This is a genomic window from Bacillus sp. FJAT-27986 (assembly GCF_001685035.1).
Lineage (GTDB): Bacteria > Bacillota > Bacilli > Bacillales > Pradoshiaceae > Pradoshia.
The window spans coordinates 324430-340676 of sequence record NZ_MAYV01000015.1 but is presented as its reverse complement, the minus strand read 5'-3'; the positions used below and the strand labels follow the sequence as shown (position 1 = coordinate 340676).

The following is a 16247-nucleotide window of genomic DNA, read 5'->3' as shown; positions in this document are numbered from 1 at the left end:
CTATGCTCCCCCTTCAACTCGATACGTACTTTTTATGGAGTAAACTTTTTCATTGGTTTCCAGCTCACGCAATACGTTTTCAAAATTAGCCACTGGAGCCTTATGTGATACAAGTACAATTTCCGATAATTCGTTGACCTTAATTGGCAGCTGCATGATTTTCTCAAAGCTTATTCCATGGTTAGCAAAAATAGCAGTTAGCTGTGCAAAAACACCAACTTCATCCTTCACATGAATCCGCAGAAAAAATTTGCTATTAATTTCTTCATTCGTTTTTAATTTTTTATCAAATTGAGGTATAACTGCACTTCGCCCATTTACATCCAGCCTCATATTTTTCATGATGGCAACAAGATCCGATACTACTGCTGTTGCTGTTGGCAGACTGCCGGCTCCAGGTCCGTAAAACATGGTCTCACCAACTGCCTCCCCATATACATACACCGCATTATATTCGTCATTTACGGTAGCAAGAGGATGTTCCTCCGGTAAAAGGGTGGGCTGGACGCTCACCTCCACTTTATTTTCGGTTCGATTGGCAAACCCAAGCAGCTTCATAGTGTATCCAAGCCTTTTGCAGAGCGCTAGGTCCGCATCAGAAACAGTTGTAATCCCCTGTACCTTCACATCTTCCAATCCAATATTCATTGAAAAGCCCAAGGTTGCCAGAATCGCCATCTTTCTTGCTGCATCTAAGCCTTCTACATCGGCAGTTGGATCTGCTTCAGCAAAGCCAAGATCCTGTGCTTCTTTTAACGCTTCCTGATAAGAGACTTTTTCCTTGGTCATTTTCGTCATAATATAATTCGTAGTACCATTTACAATGCCCATTATTTTTGTAATATGATCTGATGCAAGTCCATCTACCAAGCTTCGTAAAATAGGGATACCCCCAGCTACACTTGCCTCATAAAATAAATCACAGCCATTCTCTGAAGCAGTACGCAATAAATCCGGTCCATAGACTGCCATCAGATCTTTATTAGCTGTTACTATATGTTTTTTATTATTTAAAGCCTGCATCAGCAACAAGTAAGTATCTTCCACACCGCCTATTACCTCAATAACGATATCTATTTCAGGATCAGAGATGATGTCTGTTGCGGAAGTCGTTAAAAGTTCGGATGATACATCCATTGCTCTATCTTTATATTTATCTTTAACAAGGATTCTTTTAATCTCTACCGGGCAACCAACCTGATGCGTCAGTTTTTCCTGGTGATTCTGAATGATTTGTACCACACCTGTTCCGACAGTTCCCAGTCCCAGTAATCCAATTGTAATTGGTTTCACCCTATCTCCCCCTTTTTGTCTACCACAAAAATACATTTGTTTATGTATAGAAGACATTATAAATATAAACATAACCGTTTACAATATTAAATTAATTAAAAATTAAAATAATTTTACCCTATCGTTCTATTATACACAATATTCTAAAAATATATTTGAACCATAAGCAAAGTAAATTCTTCTCCGCATACTAAATGGGTGTCTTCTTATGATGCAAATTTTATTCAGCAAATAATCACCTCTTATTAGCATGCTTACTAAGATATAAAAAGAAGAATATTTCATAATTAAAGCGATATGGATTTTACAAAGATTGCAAGGATAGATGATTAGCCGATAAGGAAGAAGGCCTTTTAATATGCTCATCAACCACTATTTGTACGTATTATAAATGGAAGTCGGTGTACACTTAATGAAAGATAAATCGATTGATAAAACGGAACAGACTGCAAGACAATGGCTAATGGATCGCGGCGTATCGGTAAAAGATATCGGTGAATTAGTTATGTATCTCCAGCATAAATACCATGATGATTTGCAATTGGAAGATTGTATTTACAACGTGGAACGCGTACTTTCAAAACGCGAGGTTCAAAATGCCATTTTAACCGGCATTCAATTAGATATGTTAGCTGAAAAGGGCTTATTGGAGGAACCAATACAATCCATTATTGGTGTCGATGAAGGTTTGTATGGCGTGGATGAGATTCTTGCATTAAGCATTGTTAATGTATATGGCTCCATTGGCTTTACCAACTATGGATATGTAGATAAACTTAAGCCCGGTATCCTGAAGCGATTAAATGATAAATCAACCGGAGAATGTCATACCTTTCTAGATGATATTGTCGGCGCCATCGCAGCTGCTGCCTCTAGCCGGCTGGCACACCGTATTGAAAACGTGGAGTAAAATCATTAAAGAAGGCTCACACTCGAGAATTAATCATGAGTTGTGAGCCTTTTTTTAGATTAAATAGTCCATTGATCCAATGAATCAATTGTATAAGTTGGCTTGCGGTCATAGCCTTTTAAATGTTCTCTGGTCGTAACACCAGTATGAACAAGCAATGTATCAACCCCAGCATTCATACCAGCCATAATATCCGTATCATAGTTATCTCCAACCATCAACGTCTCTTCTTTAGAGACACCCAGCACCTTCATCGCCTGTTCCATAATGATTGATTCAGGCTTTCCGATAAATATAGGCTCCGTTTGAGTAGACACAGTAACAACAGAAGTTAATGATCCATTACCTGGTAAGAGCCCTCTCTCAGTTGGAATGGCAATATCAGCATTGGTAGAAATGAATGTTGCTCCATTACGGACTGCAAGACAGGCAACCGATAATTTTTCATATGTAATTCCACGATCAATTCCAGTAATCACAAAATCAGCATCTTCATTCTTAAAGGTAAATCCTTTTTCTTTACAGGCTTCAATGATACCGTCTTCCCCAATAATGAAAACAGATGCATCTTGTTTTTTCTCATATATATAATTTGCTGTAGCCATACTTGTTGTAAAAACTTGTTCCCCTGTAGCAGGAATGTCAAATTGGCGCAGCTTTTCAGCTACCTGCTCAGGAGTACGTGATGAATTATTCGTTACAAATAAATAAGGAATCTCTTGTCTTTTTAGTTCCTGCACAAAATGGACAGCCTCCAAAATTCGTTCTGTTCCCTTATACATTGTTCCATCTAAATCAATTAAATAACCTTTATACTTTTTCATACGCATTGTTCTCTCCTGGACGTGTTAGATTTACTTCATTTACTTTACCACAGTAGCATTCAATCGAAAAGCGGAAGCCCGTCTAATTATCTCCTGATGCTAATTAGGACATACCCAAGTAGTTTAATCCTCTTTTTCTACTTTTAAGCTTTCTATTTGGCCAATTAACTTCCTATAAAATTCCGAACGAATGGAAAATCCACCGAACTCCTCATGTGTAGTACAGGTGAACCATGCAAAATTGTTCAAGTATTTCTTGTTTATAAGTTAATTCTTTCCGTGTTACAAAATAGAATGTGTCCGAGTAATCACATAAGACTTCTAATAATTGCTGATAAGTATTACCTACAGGATTTTCAGTTAAGTTCCAGATTTCCATCATAGCACCTTCTTTTATCAGGGTATTTAAAATTCAAAAGTACCCAAAATGTCTAACTCAAACGATTATCACAATCATTAAAAAAACGATAAGCATATTGGCTCATCGTTTATGTACGTATCATTTATCATATGGTTTAAAAGCTGTTACGACACCTAATTCAGTTTCAATATAGCTTCTTATACATGCAGGGAATTGTTGAATAGTGTTCAAATTTTCATATACTGCTTTTTGCAGTTGCCCGTGATGAATAGCTGTGTAGGCTTGCACGAGTTCTTTCCTGTATGGGAGCAATGTTTTTAAATCAATCTCCATCGCTGAATCAATCACTTTTTCATCCAGCAGGATATCGATTATGTCTTCATAGCTGCCTGGATCTCTCATAATAAAACCATCTATCATTGAATTCCCTACATCCAGAACGGCATCAATGATGGTTTGAAAGATACGCTCTAATGCCAGTTTCTCAATAGTAGACTCAGTCCATTCTCCTTTACTTTTCAGAAGATTTGTCTGAGTTTCTAAATAAAGCAGTTTATCCTCAATTGCTTCTCGATCTACGAAGTACATCCTGTATTCCTCCTCATCAATCTCACCACATATACTATCCATTTTTAAGCTTAAATGGTTGCTAATGAAAGTTCAAGAAATTGGGGTCTCCCATAAAAATAACCCTGAGCAAGGTCTACCTTATTCCGTACCATCACCATAGCCTCATCTTCATTTTCTATTCCTTCTGCAACAACAAGAGAACCCGTTTCTTTAGCAATGAGCAGCAGACCCTTAAGCATAGATTCTTTCACACGGTTTGAATGAATATTTTGTATAACTGTACGATCGATTTTTATGATATCCGGCAATACTTCTCCTATAATATGCAAACTTGCATAGCCAGCTCCTGTATCATCAATAGCTATTCTAATTCCAAGTGAACGTAAATAGCTGACATTTGATCTTAATAGATGAACTCCTTCAATCGAATCTCTCTCGGTTATTTCAAACACTACCACGGATGGGTCAATCTCATATTTTTTTAATAACATCTCTACATGGCCAGGAAAATTACGTTCTCCCATTGTTATTGGTGTAAAATTGATATAGATATCACCCTCTATATCCGTCATTTGGATGTGTTGAAATACCTTTTCCAACACAATCATTTCAAGAGTAAACAATCTGCCAGTTTGTTTAGCGACTGCAAATAACGTTAACGGATTTTCAAGCTTCGTTCCGGACGGTCCTCTTGATAGCATTTCCCATGCTTTAACCTTACCCGTTTCTACTTCTAAGATAGCCTGTGACATCAAGCGAATCGATTTATCATGGATAATACCAGTAAGCTGATGAATCATATCATTATAATCTGGCTCCACCTCATTACGAGCCATGGAATGAGCTAAAACAAAGGCCCGATTAACCGTTGTTTCAATATTTATATAGGTCCGGTCACAGTACATATATCCACGTCCGATTGTAAGCTCAATTGGCGAATATCTATATATGTCAGATTCCTGTACTGACTGGTGTATATTCCCTATTATATTATCCAACTGGTCAGTTCCTGGTGTGCACAAAGGACTCCTTACATACAAGACAATGCTATCCTGATTAAAATCTTGTACTCCCATAATATTTGTTCTGTAAATATATTTTTTAATAGCTATTTCAAATTCTTTTTTTAAATCATGAAAGAAGGAGTAATAGGCTTGCTCACCAGCCATTTCCTTTAATTCATCCATTTTGCTAATATGAAATACAACAATTGCAATTTCACCTTGATTTCCAAATGCTTTTTTTATCCTTGATACAATTGGGTTTCTTATTGTAAATTTCGGAGGATAGAACAGAAGTCTCGAATCAAGAAGAAAAATGGACATCCACTTACTCCATTTTGTTCCTCCATTATAGGAATGAACCATATTACACAATCCTCTCACAAAAGCATAGTTGGGATTTAACATTAGAGCCTTAAACTTTCAGTATATTCCTATTATATCCTTTTTTTAAAATTTTTTGTTGAAAAATGTTAGAATAAGACTAGAAGTCTCCAGTATAAAAACCATAGGATTTAGAAGAATCAAATGATAATAACAAAATGGAGGAACCCATATGTCCGAGCGATTTTTTCTTTACGATGACACGTATGATACAAAAACTAGATTTGTCAGTTTCATGGGTGAAAACAGCAGAATTGACCTAGCTTTAACCAGAACCGATCGTTTCTATGGAAAAACACTTGTGTTGGATATGCAAGGGAACCGTTTCGCCATTATTGGACCAGACGATTTAGAGGAGCCCGGCTATTTGGAATATGCTTTTTCTATAACGAGTGATGAGGCATTGGAGTGGAAAAAATTCTTAGACGAGGTCATTTAACTCTGCACAGCGGTTAAAATAATAGCCCCTCAATTACGAAGAATTGGGGGCTTTTCACTCACTTTTTAGTTTTCTTTAAAATAAAGTACGAACAGCCAAAGTTACAGTATTCATACAGATATTCTTTGATGGTACTTATTTTATTATCGTAGGATGCTTTCTGATTCTGGTCATCAAAAAACCCTTTAAGGCGAAGTTGTCCATATCCCCAGTCCCCAAGTATATAGTCATAACGGTTCAATATCTCACTAAAACGGCTTTTAAAGGTCTCTTCATTAAACCCGTCTCCATGTTCTTCTACAATCTCATATTGAGTGTTATTAATGGTAATCATTTGTTCACCTCTTACTCATTTATTCCGTAATTTGTTTCCTTATTATATCATTCCCCACATATAACCATGAAGTTTTTTATTTATGATGTGGATTTCTCTAGCCCTCCATTTTCTTTATCCATGTTTACCTACTGTTATTATAATGAGCTACCTTACAGATTTTACAATCACTTTCCAATTTCCTACTAAAATAATCATCCTCATTTATCGGTATACTAACGAACAGTAAAGGAGTGTTCCAAATGTTCTATCGTATATTGATTCTATTCATTCTGGCAGCTTATATCTCCCCCTGCATACCTGTGCAAGCATCAGCCAGTCAAGATGAGCAGCAACTATTAAAAAAACGGATGGAAATGTACAAACGTGTAGAAGACTCCACCCAACTCCCTTGGTACTATATAGCTGCTTTTGATCAATATGAACGAAGTATCAGATTGGCTCGAAAAGACCTATCGGACCCAAATACACTTGGTATTCTAATTCCAGCAGATAAGTGGACCGGAATCTCAAATCCAAATACCAAAGACACTAACCCTTTAACCATTTCTTTTTTTGGTGGCATGGGGATTGATGGTGATCAAGATGGTAAAGCAGATCCCTTTAATGAATATGATCAATTAGCTGCGATAAATCAATATTTACTATCCTATGGAGTAGATAAAGATAACTTCCGTATCGGTATATGGGAATACTATAAAAGAGATCGAGCAGTAAGTATTATTATGAGCAATGCTCAATTATTTAAAAAACATCAAACCATTGATTTGCAGAAAAAAGCTTTTCCTGTTCCACTTGGCAGCCATTATACATATACAAGCACATGGGGAGTTGCCCGTGGCTGGGGTGGCCGTCGTTCTCATGAAGGTACAGATATTTTTGCAGGCTATGGTGTACCCGTAAGATCCACCTGTTATGGAATTATAGAGCTAAAGGGGTGGAATAAATTTGGCGGGTGGAGAATTGGCATTCGTGATATCAATAACACCTATCATTATTTTGCACATCTAAATGGATTTGCAAAAGGGATTGAGGTTGGTCAATTAGTTGAACCAGGCACTCTCCTTGGAGGTGTTGGCAGCTCTGGATATGGTCCCCCCGGTACATCTGGAAAATTCCCTCCTCATCTTCATTATGGGATGTATAAAGAAAACGGCCGCACTGAATGGTCCTTTAATCCATATCCGTATTTAAAGCTTTGGGAAAGAGCTGAAAAAGCCGCGAAGGCAAAGTAAACTAGAAAGGCTTGGGTCCTGTATAAAACAAGATTCAAGCCTTTTTCTATTGAACAGACCCCCTATTTTGCAGGTAGTTGGATAGCAGGGGATCCCCCTGTCCCACTCCCATTGAAATAAGTAGGAACATGACCGGACACGACTCTCATTCCCATTGGAATAGTGGTTTTAATCTTCGTCGGCTTTGAAGCAAATGGGATAATAACCTGGGCATGAACTTCAACCTCTAAATAGACCTTAATCAGGGCGTTATTGATTCCGTATGGCTCCAGGGTCGTTTTGACATCACTTTGTATATCACTGATTGTTTCCATTTCCACCGGGATTTTTGGACCAAGATTACCAAGCAAGGCATTATTCGTTGCTTTCCCGAGCGGAACCTCATGTATAATTCCCTTTGAACCATTTTCCTTCACCCTTACTCGATCCTTCAGATAGTCAAAGGATGATAAATTACCATTTTCTATTTCACTTAATTGATTTTGGATAAGCAAAGAGGTTTCCGAACGGATTCTATTAATAATTTCTGTGTTAAACTGGATTCCATCCACAGCTATATCGTCTCCCTGCTTGGGTATATCTGTAATAATTTTGTCCATATCATTATGTGTGGAAAGAGTTTCTTTAATTGCTTGATTAATAACCAAGCTGGTAAGTTTTTTCGTTTCAGATTCTGCATAACGCATCAATGTAGGTTCAATAGCCGCATTCACGATCCAAAGACTGATTAGGCTCGTTCCCATAAAGAACAAAAATGTTATAAGAAGGACATGCTTAACCGGCAAGGGACCCCGCATAATAGATCGTTTCCTTTTAATCCGTTTACGTCTATACATAAAAAATCCCCTCCTTACAAGTATACCTATGCTTGTAAGAAGAGGTTTATTAGCTTAATTTCATTGTATGATTGCTGAAGGTTGTATCACATTTTTTAATGGTTACATCCAGCTGTATTTTCAAATCAACTTCATATCTAAATGGGAGCTGCTCACCATTTCTTTCATACACTTCTATGACAGGGCGATCACTGTAGCCTGCATTCTGCCTAGATACGATTCCTTTTCGTCCATCATTTAATTCAACAGTGATGCCGACTGGATAAATGGCAATCGACCTCTTGAATGCATCCACAATCTCCCGATCAAATTTAGTACCTGTACCTGCATACAACAGTTCCAGAGCTTCACTTGGCAGCATCGCTTCCCGATACACACGTTTAGATGTAACAGCATCAAAAACATCTGCTACAGCAATAATTTTAGCCATGTATAAAATTTCATTGTTTTTTAGTCCTCGAGGATACCCGCTGCCATCAAGCCGTTCATGATGCTGATATGCACAATGAGCCACGAGCAATGAAAGATTGTGGACCTGTCTGAGTATATGGAATCCTTCTTCCGAATGCCGTTTAATAATTTGGAACTCACTTTCCAGAAGTTTTCCTGGTTTAAAGAGGATTTCCTCCGGAACGGCCATTTTCCCTACATCATGCAGGATTGAACCAAGTCCCAATGTTCTTAATACATCTGGCTTTAATTTTAATTCCAAGCCGATGGCCAGTGAATATAGTGCGACATTTAAGGAGTGATTAAAAACATAACTATCAAAGGTATAGATATCAGAAATAATATGAAATAAATCCTGATGCCCTTTTAATTCGGCTGTCAGTTGATCAACTAGCTTTGACATGGTCAATGCAGCATTTTCTATGACTATACTTTTAGATTGCTTGACTTCATTCTTCATATTATCAAAGGTATCTTTAATTGTTACAATAGCTCCTCTTCGGATTTTATCTGAAATAATATCCTCAGGAATTATATGACTGGTTTCTATATCATCAATATAAACATATGGAATATTGTATTTCTGCAGCCGTTTAATCTGCCAATCTGTAATTTGCACACCTTTATGCAACAGGGTACGCCCCTTGATATCAACGATTGGCTTTCCTAAAACGGCACCCGAAGTTAAATAAGCTGTCTGAACGATTCTCATTTTTATACCTCTGTTTAGGAAAAGATTTAATGTCTATAATTTGACATCTTATCCTATATTATAACAGATTAACCTAAAATTATTTTCAAATTTTGGAATATATTATAAAAAATTGTTTGTTAATCACACTATTCCATTAGTTCGTTAACATAAAAAAAGAGCACCCCTTTAGGAGTTGCTCTACATAAATTGAATTGCATCTTTTCCAAGCATTCCTGGAACAATCCCTCTTCTTTTGGCTTCTTCCGTTACTGATTCGAGCGGAGCATTCAATAATTCCTCTAGGGTACGTACCCCTACCGCTCTTCCGGCAATAATCCTACGTTCGTTGAGCCTTTCATTCAATAATCCAATATCCAGTGCTCCGCACATAATATATCCCTTCTGTCCGGCAATTGCCAGTAGAGATGTCTTTGGAAGCTGTACACTCACACCCTTATATAATTTACCGTCTATTTCAAAGGGCACAAATTCAATCATGAGCACCACCCCTTATTCCAGTACCATTCATAAAGTATATGGCTGCTCACCCTAAAACATGCCGTTAAGATGCAAGCTGCGCTAATTTCCAGGCAAGAATATCTCTAAGAAATTCTGGCATCAAATAGGTTTTGTTCTCAACCTCTCTGACTTCCGGAAAAAGATGGCCAAACGTAAACATATCAGGAATGGCCACCCTGTACAGCTCCTGTGTATTAATTTGTTTACCATTATGTAACCAACAGCTCTGATTATCCCTATCTATCAATTGAACACCGTCATAAACAAATGATCCCATTATTTTCCCCCTAAAGCCAAGACCCTTTACTTGCAGATGAGGCCAGTCGGGATTACGAGTCAGATTTAAAATTTGTATTAATTTTTCTCCTGTAATGGTTAATATACATGGATTAATTGGGTGAGGACAAATTTTGTGGATATCATATTTAGTCACATCTTTAGCATCCAAACCATCCAATAGTAGACCTGAATTTAATAAGGCGATGTCCACTTCACACCATTCCTTCACCCCTTGGCAAAGTAATTTAGAAAGATCTGAATCATGAAACCAGTCAGTTTTTAACGGCTGTTCTAGAGTTAGTATCGTTTCATTGAGAGTTGTCTTTCCGATTTCATACAGTTTATCTGCCATCAACTGATCTGCTACCGTTAATCCATCCGATCGCATATCTACAAGACCGGCCCGTGTAGAAATAAATCCTTCATCTATTGTTACTTCTGCATGACCGACGTACATTCCATATTTACCTGCACAACATAAAAGAGTTTGGTTAATCCTTTTTCCACTATGCAAAATATGATGAGTATGCCCTCCAATAATCAGAGAAATTTCCGGATGTTTGGCTGCGATAACCTCATCACTTGGTAAGCCTAAGTGAGATAATAAAATTATAATATCTGCTTTTCCCTTTAATTCATTTATAATACGTTCGACCTCATAAAATGGATCTGTGATGGACCACCCTAGGAGATGATACAATTCAGTAAATGGAGCTGTTACGCCAAAAAAAGCAATACGCCTTCCTTTAGGCGTTACCCTAATATAATATGGCAAAGCCCAGCTAGGTCTGCTTCCATCAGGTTTATAAAGATTGGCAACGGTAACTGGAAATTCGGCTTCCTCATATAAATGATCCAATTCATCATGGGGTAATGTAATTCCCTCGTTATTGCCAATCGTTGCACCGTTTATGCCCGCTTCATTTAATAATTGAATATTTCCTTTTCCCATTGTACCTTCCGTAAAAGGATGAAATCGGTCAACATGATCACCTATATCGAGCTTAAACACAATATCTCCGGCTTCCTCATATGCCGCCTGCTGATTATTCATATATGTTACAATTTTATTCCAATGCTCAAAATGACTATGTATATCATTTATATGAAACAAATGAATTGTTTCCTTCATATTCCCACCTCTAAATTAACGCTTGTACCCCTTCCCAGATCAATTTTATGCCAACTACTACCAGCATGATTCTGAGTGCGATGACCAAGGTTGTACTTTTCATTTTCGTATTTACAAAGGCACCCAATTTTGCTCCAATATATCCACCCGGTATTAGCGCCAATGCATAAAGCCAATTGACATGGCCCTGAAAAATGTGGCTAATGGATCCAATAATGGAAGAGAAGAATATTAACAACATCGATGTCCCGACAGCGACATGGGGAGGAAAATGGAACGCAATCAACATAACCGGTACCATCAAAGAGCCTCCGCCTATCCCAAATAACGAAGAGAGAAAGCCGACCGCAAAAGAGACCAATATGGCGCTACTTTTTTTGTAACCATATTGATGCTCACGCCCTTCCTTATCTATGTATGTACGTGTAACCATCCCGTTGAAATTCTTCTTTTTTGGCTTCAGTTTATTTCTGACCATAAGGAGAAAGGACATGAAAACCATAAGGATTCCAAACAGGATATTAAAGGCATCCACATTTAAATAGGAATTGGCCCATCCTCCAATCAAACTGCCTGGCGCAATCCCAATCAAAAATAAATATGCACTTTTATAGTCCACAGTCTTCTGCTTTAAATAAGCAAGAGTAGAAGACAGCCCCGTAAAAATCAGGGTAAACAGAGAAGTACCCACTGCCATTTGGGGGCTGAGGGCACCGAGGATTCCACCTGATAAAAATAATAGAATCGGAACGATGATAATACCTCCGCCCAATCCAACAAGGGAACCGAAAAAGCCGGCAGCTAACCCCACAATTATTAATAAAATATAACTCATATAATCCGCCTTCCAATGATTTAGTAATAAAGAGACAAAGCTGCTTGATTATAGCTCATCGGTTGTTTATATCATTAATAACACCTCGACGTTATTGCAGAGAAAAATCGTCCAGGCGTATCTGCCTAATAAATCCTTGCGATGTTCCTTCCAACCGCTGGAGGCTTTTAACTTGATTCAGTCGAAGTTTGAACTCCTACTGATTTATCTCACGACCTAATCGAGGTGGGGAGACTTCTGCTGAATCAAGTTAAAACAAATCCATTTGTCTCGGATTTAAATCTTGATAGCTTATCCCGAGCATTTGTTGAAATTCCTTTGCGTTACCAGCGGCGTCTCCACCGGAATTATTGTTAAATAAGACAATGATATCCCTTGTATCCTTTGCTAACTCCTGGATTCTCATTCTCCATTCAAGCAGTTCTTCTTCATTGTATTTATATAAATATCGAACTTCCCGCCAATTTGCATCATTCGGTTTATTCCAGCCATACACATTTCTTCCATGCATCCGCACAAGTGTAACTTCAGAATCGGTTGCAACTGGTACTGTCGGGATTGAACCCTCGCCTGCTTGCGGTTCATCCACAATTGAATGAATCCACCCTTCTTCTTTCATAAAAGACAAGGTTGCTTCACGATATTTCTCACTAAACCATGATTGATTTCTGAATTCCAAGGCCACCTTACAATCGCCCATCATTTCCTTGCAATACCTTAAATAACTGACGTTTTCTTTTTTACAATCAAACCATGGGGGAAATTGAAACAAAACCAAGGCCAGCTTATTCGCGTTACTGTACGGCTTTAAGGAATCCTTAAAAGCATGGAACATGTCTTTTTTTGATTTAAAAGGGATATCGCCACGCTGATGGCCCGTCATTCCTTGATAGGCTTTAACTATAAATTTAAAAGAATCAGGTGTCTCTTTAACCCATTTCTCAGCGTTCCTAATCGGCTGTACCGCATAAAAGGAGGCATCAACTTCCACTACCGGAAAATGGCTACTGTACTCAGCCAGCTTATCTTTAGGCTTAATAGTTGAAGGATAAAGGGTATCATGATCACCCCAACCGGTTACACCAATATAAATCATAAAGGATCCCCCTCCTACGTCATATAATAGCATATGAATACAGATCCTTGGTGATTGGTGCTCCTTTGTTTTGGAGGACTACATTTAATCCTATATACAAAAAAGACGGCACATTTCATGCCGTCTTTTTTACCAGATAATTAAACTCCTTTGTACGCTTCTCTTAAGATTTCTTCCAGTTCACTGATTAGAGGTAATTTTGGATTGGCAGTTGTACATTGGTCTTCAAATGCACGCTCTGCTAATATTTTTACATTTTCCTCAAATCTTTCTTGAGTTATTCCTTGTCCTTTAATGCTCATATCGATTTCCAATGATTTACCCAGCTCAGTGACAGCCTCTATTAATGACTGAACCCCTTCTTCAGTTGTGCTTGCAGGTAGTCCCAGTATTCTGGCTATTTGAGCATATCGCTCATCCGCACAGTAGTATTCATATTTAGGGAAGAGCGCATGTTTTCTTGGACGAATGGCATTGTAACGAATAACATGCGGCATAAGAATTGCATTAGAGCGGCCATGCGGGATATGGAATTCAGCTCCAATCTTATGTGCTAGGCTGTGATTAATACCCAGGAAGGCATTGGAGAAGGCCATCCCTGCCATACAGGATGCATTATGCATTTTCTCACGAGCTTCCTCATTCGCTCCGTCATGGTACGCTGTTTTTAAATTATTAAAGACTAGTTCAATAGCTTTTAAGGCTAAACCATCTGTATAATCATTTGCCATTACAGACACATAAGCCTCAATGGCATGTGTTAAAACGTCCATCCCTGTATCAGCTGTGATATTTTTAGGAACAGTCATGACAAACTGGGAATCCAGGATTGCTACATCCGGTGTTAAGGCATAGTCAGCCAGCGGATACTTTACATTCGTTTCTTTATCCGTAATAACCGCAAATGGCGTTACTTCAGAACCAGTACCGGAGGTGGTCGGGATGGCAACAAATTGGGCTTTTTCACCTAAGTCAGGATATTTATACGTACGTTTCCTGATATCAATGAATTTTTGTTTAATGTTAAAGAATGATGTTTCCGGTTGTTCATAGAATAACCACATGCCCTTCGCTGCATCCAGCGCAGAACCACCGCCCAGAGCGACAATTACATCCGGCTCAAAGCTATGCATTAATTTAGCACCCTTGAATACTGTTTCATCAGATGGATCCGGTTCAACATCCGCAAACATTTCGATTGCTTCAATCCCTTTATTTTTCCATAAATATTCTTTAACAATATCAACATAACCAAGGCTTACCATGCCTGGATCCGTTACAATAAAGGCACGTTTGATTCTTCTCATTTTTGCTAGATACTGTGTGGAATACTTCTCAAAATAAATTTTTGGCGGCAATTTAAACCATTGCATATTATTACGACGCTGTGTCATCATCTTCACGTTAATCAAGTGAGTAGCTGATACATTTTCAGAAACTGAGTTATTTCCATAAGAGCCACAACCAAGTGTTAAAGATGGAATGAAGGCATTATAGATGTCACCAATTCCTCCTTGAGCAGATGGGGAATTTACAATAATACGACATGCTTTCATTTTTATTCCGTATTCCCGTTGGATTTGTTCATTGGTGCTATGAATAACGGCCGAGTGTCCAAGACCACCTAAGTTCAGCATATCCATACATGCACCAAAGCCCTCTTCCGTAGATTTAACACGGATACACGCCAATACCGGACTTAATTTTTCACGAGATAAAGGATATTGTGGACCTGCACCATCAATTTCGGCAATTATTATTTTGGTATGCTCAGGTACTTTAATTCCAGCCATTTCAGCTATCTCATTAGCAGATTTTCCAACAATATGAGCATTAACGGCACATGATTTTTCATCAATAACAAGACGTTCAAGTTTCTTTAATTCTTTATCATTTACAAAATAGCAGTTATTTTTTATAAACTCTTGTTTAACTTCTTCATAGATCTGATCATCTACAATAATAGCTTGCTCAGAGGCACAGATCATGCCGTTATCAAAAGACTTCGATAAAATAACATCATTGACTGCACGTTTTACTTTAGCTGACTTTTCAATATAACAAGGTACGTTACCAGGACCTACACCTAGTGCCGGCTTACCTGTAGAATAAGCTGATTTAACCATTCCTGCTCCGCCTGTCGCAAGCACTAATGCGATATCTTTATGATTCATTAATTGCTTTGTAGCTTCAATGGATGGGTGCTCAATCCATTGAATACATCCTTTAGGAGCACCTGCAGCTACGGCAGCATCATGCAGGACTTGCGCCGCCTTCTTGGAGCATTCTTGTGCTGATGGATGGAAAGCAAATATAATTGGGTTACGTGTCTTAATAGATATTAAAGCTTTAAACATAGTAGTCGAAGTAGGATTCGTAACTGGTGTGACACCTGCAACAATTCCGACAGGCTCTGCAATCTCCATGACACCTGTTTGTTGATCTTCACGAATGACACCAACCGTTTTATCGTATTTAATACTGTGCCAAATATATTCCGTTGCAAACATGTTTTTAGTACATTTATCTTCGTAAATCCCTCTGCCAGTCTCTTCCACCGCCATTTTAGCTAAAAGCATGTGTTGATCAAGACCGGCAATTGCCATTTGATGAACAATCTCATCGATTTTTTCTTGATCAAATGTCTCAAATGTACGCAGGGCCGATTTTCCATTTTCGATTAACTCTTCAATCATCTCAGATACCTTAAGGACTTCTTCTATTTTTTCTTCTTTAACAGCCATTTCAATTTCCTCCTTATAGAAAACTTAGCATTGGTCGTAAATAGTCCCACAGGGATAAAATACGTCCCTATTAGTGAAAAAAATTACTGAACATCCTATCTGACAATTTAATTTTATCAGATTATTTAAAATCAGTCTGTAAACAATTTGTGAACACCTTCACCTTACAGATAGTGAAATACTTCACATACTTATTATATGCCTGCTTTATGTATTTGTCTAACTGTAGTCATTATTTTTTGAATTTAAGTCCTTTGTCATAGATCCACTTCTATCGGATTGACAGAGAAGTCTTTATATTGACAAAATAA

At 38.0% G+C, this 16247-nt stretch carries 15 protein-coding genes; 3 read left to right on the top strand and 12 right to left on the bottom strand.

From position 1 onward, the window contains the following. Positions 1-1293, bottom strand: a complete 1293-nt coding sequence (locus A8L44_RS12510) for a homoserine dehydrogenase (RefSeq protein ID WP_175354291.1) — start codon at positions 1291-1293, stop codon at positions 1-3. Between the two features lie 412 nt (positions 1294-1705). Here A8L44_RS12510 and A8L44_RS12505 point away from each other — a divergent pair, with 412 nt between their 5' ends. Further along, positions 1706-2203, top strand: a complete 498-nt coding sequence (locus tag A8L44_RS12505) for a phosphatidylglycerophosphatase A family protein (protein WP_066106546.1) — start codon at positions 1706-1708, stop codon at positions 2201-2203. Between the two features lie 59 nt (positions 2204-2262). Here A8L44_RS12505 and A8L44_RS12500 read toward each other — a convergent pair whose 3' ends face one another. The 3 genes from A8L44_RS12500 to A8L44_RS12490 all read right to left on the bottom strand — a co-directional run bounded on the left by A8L44_RS12500 (position 2263) and on the right by A8L44_RS12490 (position 5325). Continuing rightward, entirely contained in the window at positions 2263-3027 is a 765-nt protein-coding gene (locus A8L44_RS12500) for a TIGR01457 family HAD-type hydrolase (RefSeq protein WP_066106910.1), read from the bottom strand. A gap of 499 nt (positions 3028-3526) precedes the next feature. Then, positions 3527-3976 (bottom strand): DUF86 domain-containing protein, encoded by a 450-nt coding sequence (locus tag A8L44_RS12495; protein WP_066106543.1) that lies wholly within the window; start codon positions 3974-3976, stop codon positions 3527-3529. A 50-nt stretch (positions 3977-4026) separates the two neighbouring features. Then, positions 4027-5325 (bottom strand): EAL domain-containing protein, encoded by a 1299-nt coding sequence (locus A8L44_RS12490; protein ID WP_066106540.1) that lies wholly within the window; start codon positions 5323-5325, stop codon positions 4027-4029. Between the two features lie 190 nt (positions 5326-5515). Between A8L44_RS12490 and A8L44_RS12485 the strand changes: the two genes are divergently transcribed. Continuing rightward, the gene (locus A8L44_RS12485) at positions 5516-5782 is read left to right on the top strand and encodes a DUF3055 domain-containing protein (RefSeq protein WP_066106537.1); all 267 of its coding nucleotides are present in this window, start codon (positions 5516-5518) and stop codon (positions 5780-5782) included. 58 nt (positions 5783-5840) lie between these two features. On the opposite strand, the gene A8L44_RS12480 is transcribed toward A8L44_RS12485, so the two are convergent. After that, on the bottom strand, positions 5841-6116 hold the full coding sequence (locus A8L44_RS12480) for a YutD family protein (protein ID WP_066106535.1): 276 nt from the start codon (positions 6114-6116) through the stop codon (positions 5841-5843). A 242-nt stretch (positions 6117-6358) separates the two neighbouring features. On the opposite strand from A8L44_RS12480, the gene A8L44_RS12475 reads away from it, so the two are divergent. Further along, the gene (locus tag A8L44_RS12475; RefSeq protein WP_066106532.1) at positions 6359-7351 is read left to right on the top strand and encodes a M23 family metallopeptidase; all 993 of its coding nucleotides are present in this window, start codon (positions 6359-6361) and stop codon (positions 7349-7351) included. Between the two features lie 62 nt (positions 7352-7413). On the opposite strand, the gene yunB is transcribed toward A8L44_RS12475, so the two are convergent. From yunB to adhE, 7 genes are all read right to left on the bottom strand, one after another. Further along, entirely contained in the window at positions 7414-8187 is a 774-nt protein-coding gene (gene yunB, locus A8L44_RS12470; protein WP_066106530.1) for a sporulation protein YunB, read from the bottom strand. A gap of 49 nt (positions 8188-8236) precedes the next feature. Beyond that, entirely contained in the window at positions 8237-9349 is a 1113-nt protein-coding gene (locus tag A8L44_RS12465) for an HD-GYP domain-containing protein (protein ID WP_066106527.1), read from the bottom strand. A 180-nt stretch (positions 9350-9529) separates the two neighbouring features. Next, positions 9530-9829 (bottom strand): YunC family protein, encoded by a 300-nt coding sequence (locus tag A8L44_RS12460; RefSeq protein WP_066106526.1) that lies wholly within the window; start codon positions 9827-9829, stop codon positions 9530-9532. 64 nt (positions 9830-9893) lie between these two features. Then, complete coding sequence (locus tag A8L44_RS12455) at positions 9894-11261, bottom strand: bifunctional metallophosphatase/5'-nucleotidase (protein ID WP_066106523.1); 1368 nt, start codon at positions 11259-11261, stop codon at positions 9894-9896. Between the two features lie 10 nt (positions 11262-11271). Next, entirely contained in the window at positions 11272-12096 is an 825-nt protein-coding gene (locus A8L44_RS12450; RefSeq protein ID WP_066106520.1) for a sulfite exporter TauE/SafE family protein, read from the bottom strand. A 250-nt stretch (positions 12097-12346) separates the two neighbouring features. Next, a complete protein-coding gene (locus A8L44_RS12445) occupies positions 12347-13192 on the bottom strand; it encodes a DUF72 domain-containing protein (RefSeq protein WP_066106517.1) in 846 nt (281 codons plus the stop codon). 140 nt (positions 13193-13332) lie between these two features. Beyond that, positions 13333-15936, bottom strand: a complete 2604-nt coding sequence (adhE, locus tag A8L44_RS12440) for a bifunctional acetaldehyde-CoA/alcohol dehydrogenase (protein WP_066106514.1) — start codon at positions 15934-15936, stop codon at positions 13333-13335. Between the last annotated feature and the right edge of the window lie 311 nt (positions 15937-16247).

Bases quoted from the DNA above. Each gene is read 5' to 3' on its own strand.
- A8L44_RS12485 (WP_066106537.1), top strand. From the start codon at position 5,516: ATGTCCGAGCGATTTTTTCTTTACGATGACACGTATGATACAAAAACT.
- A8L44_RS12450 (WP_066106520.1), bottom strand. From the start codon at position 12,096: ATGAGTTATATTTTATTAATAATTGTGGGGTTAGCTGCCGGCTTTTTC.
- A8L44_RS12480 (WP_066106535.1), bottom strand. From the start codon at position 6,116: ATGATTACCATTAATAACACTCAATATGAGATTGTAGAAGAACATGGA.
- A8L44_RS12475 (WP_066106532.1), top strand. From the start codon at position 6,359: ATGTTCTATCGTATATTGATTCTATTCATTCTGGCAGCTTATATCTCC.
- adhE (WP_066106514.1), bottom strand. From the start codon at position 15,936: ATGGCTGTTAAAGAAGAAAAAATAGAAGAAGTCCTTAAGGTATCTGAG.
- A8L44_RS12505 (WP_066106546.1), top strand. From the start codon at position 1,706: ATGAAAGATAAATCGATTGATAAAACGGAACAGACTGCAAGACAATGG.
- A8L44_RS12495 (WP_066106543.1), bottom strand. From the start codon at position 3,976: ATGTACTTCGTAGATCGAGAAGCAATTGAGGATAAACTGCTTTATTTA.
- A8L44_RS12490 (WP_066106540.1), bottom strand. From the start codon at position 5,325: ATGGTTCATTCCTATAATGGAGGAACAAAATGGAGTAAGTGGATGTCC.
- A8L44_RS12455 (WP_066106523.1), bottom strand. From the start codon at position 11,261: ATGAAGGAAACAATTCATTTGTTTCATATAAATGATATACATAGTCAT.
- A8L44_RS12445 (WP_066106517.1), bottom strand. From the start codon at position 13,192: ATGATTTATATTGGTGTAACCGGTTGGGGTGATCATGATACCCTTTAT.
- A8L44_RS12465 (WP_066106527.1), bottom strand. From the start codon at position 9,349: ATGAGAATCGTTCAGACAGCTTATTTAACTTCGGGTGCCGTTTTAGGA.
- yunB (WP_066106530.1), bottom strand. From the start codon at position 8,187: ATGTATAGACGTAAACGGATTAAAAGGAAACGATCTATTATGCGGGGT.
- A8L44_RS12460 (WP_066106526.1), bottom strand. From the start codon at position 9,829: ATGATTGAATTTGTGCCCTTTGAAATAGACGGTAAATTATATAAGGGT.
- A8L44_RS12500 (WP_066106910.1), bottom strand. From the start codon at position 3,027: ATGAAAAAGTATAAAGGTTATTTAATTGATTTAGATGGAACAATGTAT.